12 protein-coding genes are annotated in these 15,531 nt (G+C 49.7%); 5 read left to right on the top strand and 7 right to left on the bottom strand.

All coding sequences use genetic code 11. The features are described 5' to 3' along the window. Positions 1-154: 154 nt before the first annotated feature. Complete coding sequence (locus EKK48_31200; GenBank protein ID RTL34577.1) at positions 155-2,692, bottom strand: VWA domain-containing protein; 2,538 nt, start codon at positions 2,690-2,692, stop codon at positions 155-157. A 192-nt stretch (positions 2,693-2,884) separates the two neighbouring features. Continuing rightward, the gene (locus tag EKK48_31195; GenBank protein ID RTL34576.1) at positions 2,885-3,454 is read right to left on the bottom strand and encodes a hypothetical protein; all 570 of its coding nucleotides are present in this window, start codon (positions 3,452-3,454) and stop codon (positions 2,885-2,887) included. An 18-nt stretch (positions 3,455-3,472) separates the two neighbouring features. Between EKK48_31195 and EKK48_31190 the strand changes: the two genes are divergently transcribed. Next, the gene (locus EKK48_31190; GenBank protein ID RTL34575.1) at positions 3,473-4,741 is read left to right on the top strand and encodes a DUF2029 domain-containing protein; all 1,269 of its coding nucleotides are present in this window, start codon (positions 3,473-3,475) and stop codon (positions 4,739-4,741) included. Between the two features lie 126 nt (positions 4,742-4,867). Continuing rightward, entirely contained in the window at positions 4,868-7,069 is a 2,202-nt protein-coding gene (locus EKK48_31185) for a methyltransferase domain-containing protein (protein RTL34574.1), read from the top strand. A 71-nt stretch (positions 7,070-7,140) separates the two neighbouring features. Here EKK48_31185 and EKK48_31180 read toward each other — a convergent pair whose 3' ends face one another. The 5 genes from EKK48_31180 to EKK48_31160 form a co-directional block, all read right to left on the bottom strand. Then, positions 7,141-7,404: a hypothetical protein gene (locus EKK48_31180; protein RTL34573.1), complete on the bottom strand. Its 264-nt coding sequence runs from the start codon at positions 7,402-7,404 to the stop codon at positions 7,141-7,143. A gap of 227 nt (positions 7,405-7,631) precedes the next feature. After that, a complete protein-coding gene (locus EKK48_31175) occupies positions 7,632-7,805 on the bottom strand; it encodes a 30S ribosomal protein S21 (GenBank protein RTL34572.1) in 174 nt (57 codons plus the stop codon). Positions 7,806-8,001: 196 nt separating this feature from the next. Continuing rightward, the gene (locus tag EKK48_31170; protein RTL34571.1) at positions 8,002-10,110 is read right to left on the bottom strand and encodes an elongation factor G; all 2,109 of its coding nucleotides are present in this window, start codon (positions 10,108-10,110) and stop codon (positions 8,002-8,004) included. Between the two features lie 55 nt (positions 10,111-10,165). Beyond that, complete coding sequence (locus EKK48_31165) at positions 10,166-10,663, bottom strand: hypothetical protein (protein ID RTL34570.1); 498 nt, start codon at positions 10,661-10,663, stop codon at positions 10,166-10,168. Between the two features lie 126 nt (positions 10,664-10,789). Further along, complete coding sequence (locus EKK48_31160) at positions 10,790-11,656, bottom strand: hypothetical protein (protein RTL34569.1); 867 nt, start codon at positions 11,654-11,656, stop codon at positions 10,790-10,792. A gap of 179 nt (positions 11,657-11,835) precedes the next feature. Here EKK48_31160 and aspS point away from each other — a divergent pair, with 179 nt between their 5' ends. From aspS to EKK48_31145, 3 genes are all read left to right on the top strand, one after another. Next, positions 11,836-13,650, top strand: a complete 1,815-nt coding sequence (aspS, locus tag EKK48_31155) for an aspartate--tRNA ligase (protein ID RTL34568.1) — start codon at positions 11,836-11,838, stop codon at positions 13,648-13,650. Positions 13,651-13,777: 127 nt separating this feature from the next. Then, complete coding sequence (locus tag EKK48_31150) at positions 13,778-14,626, top strand: tetratricopeptide repeat protein (protein RTL34567.1); 849 nt, start codon at positions 13,778-13,780, stop codon at positions 14,624-14,626. 66 nt (positions 14,627-14,692) lie between these two features. After that, the coding region (locus EKK48_31145) for a hypothetical protein (protein RTL34566.1) at positions 14,693-15,531 on the top strand (839 nt) is incomplete at its 3' end.

Below are 15,531 nucleotides of genomic sequence, written 5' to 3'. Positions count from 1 at the left end.
CTAAACTACCGAACCGCCGTATGCGGACCCGCTTGTACGGTGGTGTGGCAGGGCGGAGCCCGCGAGGGCTCCCCCTATGCCGAATTTAGCATTTGTGGTTTGAGTACCGCAGCTTCAGTCCAGTTGTGTGTCCACGCCTCGGTGTTTCAATTCCTCAGTCCTGAGCTGGTTTGACCCATTCCACTACAGTCAGCTCGCAGAGCTTCTTCAGATTTTCGATTTTAATGCGGCCGGTCGCTTTCCTCGAGTCTTTCGATTTGATTTCAAAGCCGGCATCTTTCAGCTTTTTCAGTACGTCATCCGATACTTCAGACAGCTGCACGATAACCTTAACGAAAGTGCCGTCGCAACCTTTGATCGCAGGCAGGGTTTTGCCTTCCTGCTTTGCTTTGAGAAGCTTTTGCAGGTCCTTGTCTAGATTGCTGGGAGCATCGCTGTCTTTCTTTTTTGAGTCGGTTTGCGACTCAAGTTCTCTGGAGCGCTTCGATTCTTCCTTGGGTTTATTTGCCGTTGGTCGCGATGCTTCCTGCAATCTCGGAGCCATCCGACCGAATGAAAGCCCTTTCGCCATCATGTTCACTCCCGGACCACCGGCACCGGCATAAGAGAATGATGGCGCCGGCATCGGCATAGATTGTGGCGATTGAGGTGTGCCGAAAACGCCTTCGCGTTCAACGCCCTCGGGCAATTCTACAGGCACAGTCACTGTCTGGCTGGCACCATTTTTGGTGACAGTCTTCTCTTCAACGGCAACAAATGAGGTGTAGTTCGTCATGATGTGGTGTTCCAGAGCAGTCTGGATGATCTCATCTTTGAGTTCTTTGTTGATATTTCCGCCCTGGGCACCGGCGTAGTCTTCTTGTTGTAGTCTGTCAACTTTGGCGCGCGCCCAGATCGAGCTCAACACTTCGTTGTTGTGGTTGACCTCAGGGAAGCTTACCTGCAGTGTTTGTGTGTAAGGTTTGCCACCCGCATATCCCTTCAGAGTTACGGTTCCGGCGCCAGGTTTCAGGTATCTACCCTTGATGTAGAGTGGCTTTTCAGCCCAGACGTCGCTTACATCTTTTGGAAAGACTTCCTTGACGTCAAGCTTGCCGAAGTCTACCGATACATCGGTCAGAACGGGTGAAGAAATGCGATCATAGAATTTCTTTCCGACTTCTGCGCCTGATGTGTTCAGCAATACGTAGTCTGCTTCGCCACCACCTTCGTTGGCAATGCCATCTATGAGCATGCGGTTGACACTGTTACCTGTGCCGAATGAAAACCACCTGGAAGTGTTTCTGTTCTTTTTGATCAATCCCAGGATTTCCAGGTCATTGCCTACATAGCCGTCTGTCATGAAGGTGACGATGCGCAGTCTGTGCTCGTCAGGCGTGATGGCACAGGCTTTTTCGACGGCAGGTCCCATCCACGTTCCACCATTGGCGCTCAGGCTTTCGATAAATTTGTTTGCTTCGACTTTTCTCGCTCCCGTTACCTGCTGTGGTTTGCCTTCAAATAGGAGGCGCTGGTGCTGTGCAAAGGCAATAATCTGGAACGTGTCCTGAGGATTCATGTGGTCGACTATGTAGCTCAGAGTTTCTTTCGCCTTTTCTAAGGGCGCGCCTTGTTGTGAGCCTGAGCAGTCAATCAGGAAGATCATTTCTTTTGGTGCTATTTTTTCCACTGTCACACGTTTTGGTGGCAGCAACATCAAAGTGAAATAACCGCTCTCTGTTTTTGAATCTCGATGTGTTAGATAGCCGCTCTTAAGCGCATCTCCAGCGACATCCCAGCTGAGCACAAAGTCCTTGTTGGGAATTGTATCCTTGTCTTTTAGTGAAACTTTCGCTTCATCAGCATTCACTTTTGTCACTGTTACTTCGTGTAGTTTTGACGATATATTTTGAATGGGGACACCCGCGTCAACATCAACATCGATCGAAATGTCGTGCCCGGCTCTTGTGTTTGCTGGTGTCACCGGTGGTGTTATTTTGCTGGCGTCCGGCACTGTCTTTGTGTCCGGTGCCCAGCCCGTACCTTGTTTGCCGGTCGCATCTCCAGGTATGAATCTGGGTCCTACGACTGTCGGGAATGTATATGAGAATTTGCCCGCATCGTACTTTAGAAGTTCTACGTAGGTTATCGTGATGTCTATGTTCTCACCAGGTTCGATGTTGGCGACTGACTGAGTGAAGATATTGGTTCTTTCCTGGTCTAGTAGAGAGGCCACGTGTCCCTGTGCTTTGGCGTTTTCGTAGATTTTCTTTGCTTCCTCGCGCTTTTTGATTGAGCCGCGAATGGTGCGATTGCCTACTTTCATCGTCATGCTGTCTACAGCACCACTTTCAGAAAGGGGGAAGGTGTAAATCGCTTCGATTTTGTCTTTGTAGGGATTTGTAAAGGACTGCTTTACCGTTACTCTTGCTACGTAGCCTGAAATTTTAGTAGATACACTGGTGTGTTTGAGTGCGCACTGACCGACTGGCTTGCCCGCGCTTGTCATCGCCATCAAACTGCCGCCGCTGTTTTGCGATTGTTGTTGGTCGTTCCTTGACTCTTTTGATGTTGATGCTGCCTGCGCCGGCAAATACCAGACCGGGCTGGCAGCACTGAACAGTGACAGCAAGGTTGTATTGACCAGGAAGAACTTTCCGATTTTGCTCAATGCAGCTGCGCTAGCGCGCTGCGAGCGGCTCGCCTGTCTCATATTCAATTACCTCGACACATTGCCATCTCTAAAGCGTAGCCGATCAAAATGATTGAAGGCATAGGGTTATGGATAGTTGCACCTCAGTACATTTTGAAACGCAACCTGGCACTGCTGTGCGGGAATCAAGTTTCTGGTGCTCGCAATCATTAAAACGGCAGATTAAATACCTTGAAGTAAGAATTGACCGTGTCAATCTTCCCATTGGTTGCAATCTCTGAACACGTAGAAGGCACTGCCGGTAGTGCTATCGTGAATTGGTTTTCCGTCTATGCCATATGCATGCAACGCAAAGGCGTGTTCACCGTTCTGTATGATTGTGATCGTTCCTGGTGAGCCTGACCAGGACTTTGGTGGATGTTTGGCATGTGACTCGATTTCGGTTTTAGAAAGGGCATAGTCTGTTTGCACTTCAAACTGTATCAAGTGAGAGGTTGAAGGCGGCAATTCGCGGCTGAGTAGTTCACTTTCAAAGTATGGGTTTTTCGTCTTATACAATTTCGACTGATTGAGGATGCTTTCAAAGTCAGCCATGGACTGCGGCAGTTTTTTTGTCAGTCGATAATTTCTTTCCAGCAGTTTGCTGCACTCGGCGATATTGTCAATCATTTTATTGTCTGCGTCGCGCACCTTCAGTTGTGCTTCACGCATCAGGTGATAAAGTTCAGGAGGCGCCGGTGCGGCAATAGCGTTTGACGTCGCAATAATTGCGGACAAAACGAGAACAGACTGATAGACTTTCGCACGCCTGAAAGAAATCATGGCTAAAGGATACCAAGCATGTCCAATGTAAGTAACAAAAGAGTGAGCAAGTTAGAAGTTGCACTTCCATATTGCTTTTCGCTCGGCTTGCTGGTCGTGGTTGGAATTCTTCTGTCGGCACCTCATTTAGCGCTCAAAGATATGCCTGAGTTTTACGCTCCGGGCAGGTTTCTGCTATCAGGAAATCCTTCCGCCATCTACAAACCTGAGGTATTTCAGCCGTTTGTTCGTGACCTCTTTCCTGAGCATGAGGCACCCATACTGTACATTCCGCCGTATGGGCTGCCTATGCTTGCGCCGCTAGGATTTTTGCCGGCATCGTTTGCCGACCCGGTCTGGTTTGCCTTTTTAGTTCTGTGCTCTTTTGCGTCCGTCATCATTCTGAAATTGCTTCTCAATCTGGAGCATAAGTATGTAATGCGAATTTGTGGGCTGCTTTGTTTGAGCGGACCTGAGTGGGAAGCTATACGGCACGGGCAGTTGGCTCCGCTGTTGCTGCTTTCGCTCTGCCTGGGCTTGTACTTCCTGGCTCGTGCTGTTGCAAATTCGTTCAACAAACAACGTTTTTTTGATGGCAATGTAGCGGCGGCGCTGGCTCTCACGCCGCTTCTTGCTAAGCCGCAGTTGATAATTCCCGTTGTCGTATTTTTGGCTGGAGCTGGAAGATTTAAGGTGCTTGCTTTTCTGGCAGGCATTGGATTGCTTCTAAATGTAGTGGCGGTTTCTTTATTTGGCTCGAGCACGTACATCGCTTATTTTGATTTGCTGCAGCGAGTCAAAGAGAATCGTGTCTGGCAGGCTCCCGAAGTGACGCCGACTATTCGAGGACAGCTTTTGCGAATGCTTCCGGATTCTGAATCCATGGTGATGTGGGTATCTGGAGCGGCGCTTGTCGGTGCAATGGTGTGGATCTTCTTGATTGCCAGAAAGTACAGGCGTAGCCCACTCTGGTATGAGTATCTTGTGCTTGGAGCCCTTCCGCTCGGTTTATTCACGGCTCTGCATTGTCACAACTATGATCTGCTTCTTTTGCTTCCAACTGTCGTTGTCTACATGTTTGGTGCCAGCACTCAATCGGTGCCATTGAAGCGGAAACTATTATGTTTGATTGCGATCGTGCCGCTAATGATGCCGATTTACAACAAAATTCATTATGAGTATCTGCTCGTGGGCGGACGCATCAATCTTTTATTCCTTGACTTGTTTGCAGTCGCAGTTGCTTCGGTGGTGTGGTTGCAGTTCGGTAAGCAAGAATCGGAACTCGACTCGGGCGCAAAGCCAGGTTGAGGTTCGGGCTCTCAGATTTTTTGCTCTCTTGACAGCGACAAGGGCGCACTCCAGGATGCCAATGCTTTCTGCCAACCTTCGGCTTCCTGCGCTTAGCAATGCGGCAACATTTTTCCGCTATGACTCATGCCAGGCTTGATTGCAGCTATAATTTTGTCTCTGGCGACCATGGTACCTTTTTTGACTTCATCAGAATCCTTAGCAACAAAGCAAGACTACGCTGAATTGTTTGTGTTGAGCGCAGCTTCGCTCTTTTTTGAACTACTCGTCATTCGCTGGCTTTCCGCCGATTTTCTGGCGTTTACAGTCTTTAAAACCTTTCCGCTTGTCACCTGTTATGTTGGCTTGGGCGTAGGGTTTGCAGGCGCGAAAGAAAAGAGCTATCTCAATCTGGCGCCTTTTGCCATTCTTCAACTTGCCGCATTCATGTTCATGTGCAAAATGATGGGATTCGACAATTATGCCTTCCCGTCTGTAAGCGTCTGGCAATGGTTTCAGACTGACACCTTGCTGCACGGGCAGATGATGTGGGTTTATGTTCTTCTCTTTGTTCTGATTTTGATCATTCTTCTTTCCGGGCCTTTTGCTGCCATGGCTTGTATAGGCTCGCGGCTTGGTCAATTGTTCGCAAAGATTCCCGCCCTCAATGCTTATGCCACAGACATCTCGGGCGCTGTGTTTGGAAGTATTTTGTTCTCGGTGTGTTCGTTTCTCGGGTTCGCGCCATGGGTGCTTCTGATACCTGTGCTGGCGATCATCGGTTTTCTGTCCAAAGCAAAGTGGTGGCAGAAGGTAATTCCTATTGCTTTGACTCTAGTTTTTGCATCTTGGACGATTGCAAAACCTGGGGAGACATTCTTGTGGTCGCCTTATCAAAAGCTCACAGTGATGTCGTTTTCGGCAGGTGATAGACCTCAGGATAAAGAACTGGCGAAAAAGCAGGGTATCGTTATTGGTGCAAACGGACTGTTCTATCAGTATGCCTTGAATCTTTCGGAGCAAAATCTCAACAGTCCAGAGATGTCGGATGCTGTGCGCAAAGAGTTGCAGTCGCACGCCCGACATTACAACCTTCCTTATGCTTTGAAAAAGCCAAAGTCCGTTCTGATTCTCGGTGCAGGTTCAGGAAACGATGTTGCCGCTGCGCTCAGGAACGGAGCTGAGCATGTTGATGCTGTAGATATCGATCCTGTAATTCTGAAATTGGGCACTACGCGTCACCCGGAGCGTCCTTATGACTCTCCTAAAGTCCGTCAGATTTGCGATGATGCGCGCGATTTTCTCAATACAACGAAGAGCAAATACGATTTGATTGTCTTCGCAGGACTCGATTCACATACGATCTCGAGCCAGGGCGGTTCGATGCGATTAGACAACTATGTCTACACCAAACAGAGTATGCAACGCGCTCTTGAACTTTTGAATCCCGAAGGTTTGATGATTGTATCTTTCTGCAAGAGTACGGCATGGTTGAGTCACAGGCTCTATTCGACCATAGAACAAGCGGCTGGATACGCACCAGTGACGGTGCTTGATTCGACCAATCCGACTCTCTCCTGGGAGATTTTTGTTACCGGTCCAATGGTACGCGACAAACTTCTTACCATAGATCCAATAGCTATTGCGCCTTTTGTTCTGCAAAAGCCGAGTGATTTGGGGCCAACCCGTATCTTGACCGACGACTGGCCCTTTGTTTACGTTTCGCCGGTCGGTGTGGATGTGCCCTATCTGCTTGTAGTCTGCGCCGTGCTGGCATTGAGCATTTTAGCGGCTAAGCGAGTCTTATTTGCTCCTACAGACAGAAGTCTCTGGCAAATGTTTTTCCTCGGCGCTGCCTTCATTTTGCTCGAACTGCAATCGATTGCACGTCTTTCGCTGCTCTACGGATCAACCTGGTATACGGCTGCCATTGTTATAAACAGCGTGCTGCTCATGATTTTGGGGGCGAACTTTCTTGTCATTAAGGCGGGCAACCTGCTTGCTCCACGTCTCAAGTGGATATATGCAGTTCTGTTTCTTTCCCTAACGGTCAGCGCTTTACTGGACGTGCGCCCGATTCTGGACCAGTTTAGTAGGGTGACTGGACAGTTTATAATTTCGTTCATCACGGTGTTGCCGATGATGATTGCAGGCATTATTTTCTCGCTCTCGTTTAAGCGAGCCCAGCATCCCGACAAGGCTTTCGCCTTCAACTTATTGGGAGCGGTGGTCGGAGCACTGGCCGAATATTTGTCCAATTATGTCGGCATCAACAGCCTTGTCTGGATTGCGCTCGCTCTCTATCTGGCTTCGGCGTTTTGCGCTCGGCTAAAATCAGACCCAACCTGATTGGTCTTTTGCAAGAAAAACGAGTGGCACCACTTGTGGTGTCACCCGTTTAAGGAATCTGATAAACCGCTTCAGTTACCGCGCGTCAGCGCTTCTTCTTCTTCTAGCTTGTCAAGCCAGTTCTGAGGCAGCTCAAGCGAAGATTTGCCTTCCAATAAGGCGGCTTCCTTCAGCTCCCACAAATAATCGAAAAACTCTTTTTGTGAAAGATGACGTGATTGGGAGCTGTGACGCATGCGGTCGTAGACCCGGTTGAGCCTGTCCTTAAATAGATCAGTCTTCAGGGTTACCATTTTTTCCGTTCTGACACTGCCGTTCGTTTTTGAACTGCCCATTTCGCACATCCTCTTCTCGACTCTGAATTGAATATTCCCAGCCAAAATTTGAATTCATCGCCGGACTCGATGTCAAGCGGTTCTTGGTAAATTAAATCGTCCTGCATGGGCTATTTGAGCTTTCGACACTCGAAATTTTTTCCGATATCGGAAAAAATCATCCAACAAAAAACCGCCCCCGCCGTATCGCGGTGGGGACGATGACTGGATAGCTCTCTTTGCAAACTCTAGGAGCGACGTTTACGAGCAGCTTCAGCTTTGCGTTTGCGTTTCACGCTTGGCTTCTCGTATCTTTCTCTGCGCTTGATTTCTGACAAAATGCCGGCTTTCTGAATTTTCTTCTTGAAGCGCTTCAATGCGGCTTCAATGCTTTCACCCTCGGCGACTCTAACCTCAGACAAAGGTCCTCCCCCTTCAAGAGAAACGGTAAATATAAGCTTTTACAAGTGCAGCGATCTTAGCATTTAAGGACTGGCTGGACAACACAGCCTTCAATCTGAGCTTTTGCTAAAGCCGCCAACGCCGCAACGACGCCAAAAATCGACCTCCGTCAGGCAAAGAGGTGATTCACATTTCGAGTCATCTCCAGATCTCGGTTTACTGATGGTGTGCGGCTGCCTCGGCTGCCGAGTGTTTTGCTATTAACTCTTGAGAAAGGTTTGGAGGCACGGGTGCCAGGTGCGATGGCTTCCAGACGTAGTATCCGAGTCCTTGTGACAACGTTCTCAGTTCTATAATGTAGTCCCAGAGTTCGCCTTGTGGAACGTGAGCACTGATTTCATCCCATCCCTGACGTGTTACGTCAGGTCCGTAGCCAAGAATATGACCTCTTAATCCATTCATTTGCCCCAGAACACCTGAGGTGAAGGCGCTTGGTACGAAAATCTTGACTTCGGTAATCGGCTCGAGAATGACAGGGTGAGCCTTGCTCAGACCCTCGCGCATGGCCAGAATTGCGGCCATGCGGAATGACATCTCATCACTGTCTACGTCGTGATACGAACCGTCGAAGAGGTTAACCGCTACGTCGACGACCGGGAAGCCTGCCAGCGGACCCTTTCCAAGCGCCTCGAAAACTCCCTTTTCTACACCGGGAATGTACTGCCGGGGTACGGCACCACCTACGATTGACTCTGTGAACTTGTTGCCCGAGCCTCGCTCAACGCCTTGAATCTTCAGGTAGACGTCACCGAATTGACCTTTGCCACCAGTTTGCTTCTTATGACGACCGTGAGCTTCTGCGCTTGTCTGGATTGTTTCTCTGTAGGCAATTTGTGGTCGTGAGGTATCCAGGGCAATGTGATACTTTCTTTCCAATCGCTGCCTGGCTACCGTCAGATGCACCTCGCCTTGCCCGTAAAGACAGTATTCATGCGTGTCGGGATCTCTGTCGACGATGAGCAGGGGATCTTCTTCAACGAGTTTGGCCAGATGGGCGGATAGTTTCGTTTCATCGTTCCGATTTTTTGGTGCAATGGCAAGTGAGTAAAGCGGCGGAATAAGCTCTGGAACAGGCATAATTCGGTTTTCTTTCTCGCTCACAAGAGTGTCACCGGTGCGCGCAGTTTCCAGCCGCGCGATGGCGATAATCGAGCCCGGTCCAGCGTTACCGGCACTGTCATGCTTCTTGCCTGAGATGCTGTATAGCCCTCCAACGCGTTCCTTTTCGCCGTTGCGTGAGACGTCAATTAACTGAGAATCGGCTCTCACTGTACCTGTGATAATCCTCGCTACGGATAGTTTGCCTGATTGTGGATGAATGTAGGTCTTGAGCACTTGCGCGATAACAGGACCGTTTGCCTGAATTTCAATGTTACGGTTGCTTTGATCTCGATATTCTCTTTCTAGAGGATCCGGGCAAAGGGCGATAATGGCGTCAAGCAAGCTAAAGACGCCCTGATCGGTATGGGCTGAACCCACGAGAATGGGAACGATGGTTCCGCCCTTAACCGCATTTTTTAGATCGTTCTCGAGTGTTTCGATTGATGCCTCATTCCCTTCCAGAACCTGCTCCAGCAGCACGTCATCGGTGTCTGCGAGGCTTTCAATCAACTTTTCTCGGGACACAATCACTTCGTCTTGAACATCGGCTGGAATGTCACCTTTTTCCGGTTTGCCCTGCGCACCGTATTTGAAGCCTTCCTTTCTCAAAACATCGACATAGCCTGAAAAGCTTGTGCCTGAGCCAATCGGGTATTGTAGCGGTGCAAGCGGTCGCGGTGTTTTCGTACCCGGGAAATTTTTCAGAGCGGTCAGGGTTTCAATGAAATCCAGATCTGGTTTATCCATCTTGTTTATGAATACCATTCTGGAGATGCCTATCTTTTCAGTAAATCGCAATAAATGGTCCATCTGGATCAGTTTGTGTGCGTCAGGTTCAACTACAAAGACCGCCGCGTCGACACCGAGCAGCGCCAGTCTGGTTTCCTCGTTGAAATCTACGAAACCCGGGCAGTCCAGAATGTTGAAGGTGACGTTTTTGTATGTAGTGTGAGCAACGGAGACTTGAGTGGAAATTTGCCTGGATATTGATTCCGGCTCGTAATCCATCGTCATTGTGCCGTCCTGGATTTTTCCTCGACGGCTGATTGCGCCGGTCAAGAATAGAATCGATTCCACCAGACTGGTTTTACCGCTTCTGTTTATGCCGATGAAGGCAACGTTTCGAATAGCAGTAGGCACGATTCGCTCCTCACTGGCATGCAAAGAGGTATGGCTTCGTGGATTCCTGTTGTCGCGCCCTCGTCAGGCAGCAGTGGAGCTACTGCACGCTGCTTTTAGCCTGGTCGTACGAGCCCTGGTCATGAGAATACTTCTGATCTTCGTCTTCGTGAATTTTGCCGCCGAAAATTTTAGCCAGTTCTTTGCCGGCTCTTGGAATGATCGGGAACTGGTAACCTGTTCTGCGGTTGAAAATGACTGAGTCGGAACGACCCCATTTGAAGCCGTTCATGGCGACGTTGAGAGTTGCTACTCCCGGCAGCCCGGTGTAATCTGCTCCCGCCGCCAGCATAAGTATGCCGATCACCCCGAAGATGGGGGCCATCACGGCGTGTACCCACAGTCCTTCGGCTGGTTTGACCAGGGAGCGTTTGCCGGCTGGTAAGTGCAATAAGAAAGGCGAAATGATGGTGAAAGGCAAGAAGCCTTCCCAGTACATTAGACGACCTTGAATACCTGCCTGGTAAGCCTTGTAGATGAACGAAACGCCGAGCACCATCAAGAAAATGCCGACGACTAGTGCTACCGGTTCTGACATCTGCGGGATCATAGTTTGGACCTGTAGGTAGTGGTGCAATACTCCCAGTCTATCTGATAGACGTGCACGGCGCTAGTGCGTGGATCCCGCTCAGTGGCGTATAAAATCTCTTTGTCCGGGCGACTTCTAATGTTTTCTGTCTTCACTCCAGTCCAGCAAGTGAAACCAGACGGGTGGAACTGGTCTCAAGGGAGTCGTCAGGGCTGGAGGGGGCGCCTCTGGCTTCGACCTGTTCATGTTTTTGAGCTCAATTTCAATTTTGTGTTTCTCGTGCACTAGTTTCAGAAATGTGCCCGCATCCCAGGCTGTTTCGGGAACCTGTTTCGGAGCCAGCGTCTGCAGTACCCACTGCGGCACCTGTCGATAGATGAACAGGGGCGGCAGAGGAGCCGGTACAGGCTTGGGCGGACAATAAGCCGACCAGCGAATTTCGCATTTCGGCATGTATTTGCGCAGCTTCTGCACACTTTCTTTACTCACTCGGGAGTCGTAGAGGAAAAGAGTCTTTAGTTTCTTCAGCCGCTGCAACTTGTATAAACCCTTGTCAGTAACGGCGGTTCCGCAGAGTCGAAGTGTTTTGAGACCCTTCATCTTCGCCAGCGCTGGCATGCTCCCGTCATCGACGTTCGTACCGTCTAATTCCAGATACTCGAGCGCTTTAAGGTCAACCAGGTGCTCCAGTCCGCAGCCCGTGAGAAAGGCATTTGTTAGCTGCAAACCTTTCAGCCGACTCATTTGCTGAAGAAAAAATAGACCTTTGTCGTTGATTGCGACGCCGTCGAGGTTCAACCATTCAAGGTTTTGAAGATTTTCGAGATAGGTCAGTCCGGCGTTGGTAACCTTGCCTGCCGCTACAATGTGAAGCTCTTTCAAGTGTTTGTGCCCATGCAGATGTGCCAGCACCTCATCGTCGACTTCTTCACCTCTCAACTCGAGGCTTGTGAAATTGTTCTGTCGACATCTCTCTATGTGCTGTTGCACTGCGGTATTCACTGGGATTACCTCGCCTTGCCAGTAGTAAAGAGCCCCCATACCAGTCTACATGGATCTTTGGAATTGCGGGCGCCGAAGCAGTAAATTTGCCAGGCTGGTCTAAAATAGTTCGTTTGGAAATCAATCAGTCGCACAGCCAGCTGTTCGACTTACCTCGGAAACGAGAACAGGAGCGAGTTGTGAGCACTTCCCGTCTGAAACGCAATCGTCGTTGTGGCACTGTCAGTTTGAATGATGTTGGACAAGAAGTCTGTGTTGCCGGTTGGGTGCATGTTAATCGGGACCTGGGTGGACTGGTTTTTATCGAACTGCGTGATTCCACCGGTCGGGTGCAGATTTGCGCTGATCCGAATCGAAATAAGGAAATTCACGACAAACTCTGCACGCTCAAGAGTGAATTTGTCATCGCCGCTAGAGGCACTGTCACGAAACGTCCTGAAGGACGCGAGAACAAAGAGAGTCCAACGGGGCAGATCGAGATTTATCCTGACCAGGTGGAAATCTTAAATACTTGCCGAACTCTTCCTTTCCAGCTCGATCAAGCAGGTTCCGTTAATGAAGAATTGCGTCTCAAGTACCGTTATCTGGATTTGCGTCGCCCTGAGATGACCAACAATTTGTTGACCAGGCATCGCATCACTCAAGAGATCCGTCAGTACCTGGACAAGCACAATTTTATTGAAGTCGAAACTCCAATATTGACCAAGGCTACTCCTGAAGGTGCTCGTGACTTCCTCGTACCAAGCCGACTCAACCCCGGTAACTGGTATGCCTTGCCGCAATCACCTCAGCTTTTTAAACAGACTTTGATGATTAGCGGTGTTGATCGCTACTATCAGATCGCTCGCTGTTTCCGTGATGAAGACTTGCGCGCTGATCGTCAGCCTGAATTCACTCAGGTTGATATGGAGCTTTCCTTTACCGATGAAGAAGAGATCATCGCTGTAACGGAAGGGTTGCTGGTTAAGGCTTTTGGCTGCACAGGCGTTGATCTGAAACCGCCTTTTCAGCGCTTGACCTATGCGGATGCGATGGCTCGCTTCGGCAGTGATAAGCCTGATACGCGCTTCGGAATGGAAATCAAGGATCTTACCGAAGTAGCAGCGAATTGCAATTTCAAAATGTTCCGTGGTGTCGCGGATGGTGGCGGCAAGCTGAGGGCGCTTGTTGTCGATGGTGGCGCGGAGTCTGTTTCTCGCAAGCAGCTCGATTTGTGGCAGGAATTCGCTAAATCGACTGGCGCCAAAGGGCTTGCCTGGGTCGCCTTCGGGGCTACTATTCGCTCATCTGGTGTCGATAAACATCTGACGCCGGAAGAACTGGAGAAGATGAAAACGCTTTCTTCTGCAAAACAGGGAGACTTACTTTTGCTCGTCGCCGATGCCGAGAAAGCAGTGGCAAATACTCTTGGTCGCTTGCGTTTGAAGTTGGCTGAAGAGTTGAAGTTGATTGATGAAAACAAACATGAGCTGTTGTGGGTCGTTGATTTCCCACTATTTGAATATGATGAGCAGGAAGGCAGACTGATGGCTGTTCACCATCCATTCACCAGTCCTCATTTGGATGATCTGGAGCTGCTTGAGAGTGCACCGGAAAAAGCTCGGGCTAGAGCTTACGACATCGTCTACAACGGCGTGGAGATAGGCGGCGGCTCGATTAGAATTCATAGTCAGGAAGTTCAATCGCGGGCGTTTACCGCGATCGGTTTGGATCTCGAGGTTGCAGGCGAGAAGTTCGGTTTCCTTTTGGAAGCGCTTGAGTCGGGCGCTCCTCCGCATGGTGGCATCGCTCTGGGCCTGGACAGAATTGTGATGCTTCTGACTGGAGGCAAATCCATTCGTGACGTTATCGCCTTTCCGAAAACTCAATCGGGCGGTTGCTTGATGACAAGTGCACCATCTGTAGCGTCATCTGAGCAGCTCGGCGAGTTGCATGTCAGAGTCGTGGAACCGCAAAAGAAGTCACCGCAACCGGCTCAAGTCGGAGCGGAGTAATCTGCCTGAGCGCCGAATTCTCGAGTAATGCCGCACCTGAGCAGCCGCAGCCAGGTTTTAATGATCGTGCTAAAATGCGATAAAACGTGGAGTTTAGAACGCGCACTTTCTATGGGTACTCTCGAATATGTCCAGTCGGCTGATGACTGATTTGAAGAACATATTCACTGGAACAAAGTTGTTTGGGTCGTTGATTTGCTGCACCCTGATGCTTTCTTCCTGTTCCGCTGATATAAAAACATCCACTGATTGTCTGATCTCCGGTAAAGAGTACTTCAAGGCCGGAGACTACAAGAAGGCAGAAGTTGAATTTCAACAAGCTCTGAAGAAAGATCCGCACAGCGAAACTGTTAAGGCAACTGCTACTAACAACCTTGGTGTGATCTATAACGAAGAAGGCCGATTCGACGACGCCATTGCGGTGCTTAAGGAAGCCACTACTGTCGATCCGAAAAATGCTATCGCCCGTTATGTGCTTGCCAACGCGCTGACAAAGAAAGGTCGTTTTGATGAGGCTCTGGTCGAGGCACAAATGTCGACTGAGTTGGATAAGAATGAACCGGGAGCTTATCGTGCCCTGGCCGAAGCAGCGCTTGGTAAAGGTGACGTTGCCCTGGCTATCACGTCATATCGGTTCGCCACCCATCTTGAACCTGACAATGAAATTACACACATGCAGCTGGGACTGGCTCTGGGTGAGGTGCAGGATTGGGATGGACAGATCGCAGAGGAGCGTAAGGCTCTCGACATAAATCCTGACAATAATGAAGCAAGGTTGGCTCTGGCCGTGGCATTGCATAAGAAGGGGCAAGTTGATGAATCTCTTCAGGAGGTTCGTACGGTGCTCGATAAAGATGCCAATAACGCTGATGCCAAAAGAATTTTGCAAGCATTTGGCGCCGAGTCCAAATCAGCTGCGCCATCTCGAATGCGATTGGACGGAACTCAGTTAGGGCAGAACAAATCCAAGATGTAGCACTATCAACTCCAGATACAGACGAGACAGTCGAGGTTTGCCAGGCGAGGTTGAGTGGGGGTCTGAGTGAAGAATTTGAACGATGACCGTTTGCCCGTTTATGAGTTGCCTCCTGCACGAAAGCCGAGTATCGCTTTAGTCTGGTTGTTGAATCTGATTCCGTACACTGGGGCAGGTTACTTCTATGCATTCGGTGTCGAACGCGCTGCCAAGCCCATGCTGTTCTTCTGGATTTTCATGTTTGTTTTTGGACCGCTCACTCTTTTGCCCGTCTACTTTATTCTCTCCGCTCTTGGCACCGCGCATATTTTGAACGAAGACCGCAAGCAAAGGTCTCTGGATGTTCGGCTGCGCGAAACTGTATCTGGCGAAGAGTTAGTTCAGTCTGTGCCCAGGGGCAAGCAGCTGCCGTTGGGTGAGAGTCCTGAATTCGCCTCAGCTGCTTTTATGAACAGGATTAATAGCAAAAAGCAGATATTGAAGTCGCGCCAGGGTGATGGTGATGATAAGTCGAACCATGCTTTAGAGGCTTTCGAGTACAAAGCGCTGGCTGCTGAACGACAGCTCAAGGCGCGTAGCGAAGCAGAGTCTCGAGCTGTGGCTGAGTCTCCCGCATTCGCTCCTTCGCCAGTCGAATCAGATTCGGATTCTTACTCCGTAGGCGCTCAGCTGGTTGCACCGAATGTAGTGCCTGAGCCGGCCTCTGTTCTGGTCAATTCTGATCAGCTAATTCCAGATTTCAGCGCGGTTCTCGTTAATTCAGATCAAGTACTGCCTGAAGTAAGTTCGATGTTGGTTGATTCGACACAGATGACGCCGGAAGTCAGTTCAACACTGGTTGATTCGACACAGATAACGCCGGAAGTCAGTTCAACACTGGTTGATTCGACACAGGTGACGCCGGA

Source organism: Candidatus Melainabacteria bacterium (assembly GCA_003963305.1).
Lineage (GTDB): Bacteria > Cyanobacteriota > Vampirovibrionia > Obscuribacterales > Obscuribacteraceae > PALSA-1081.
This window is presented reverse-complemented; position numbering and strand designations above follow the sequence as displayed.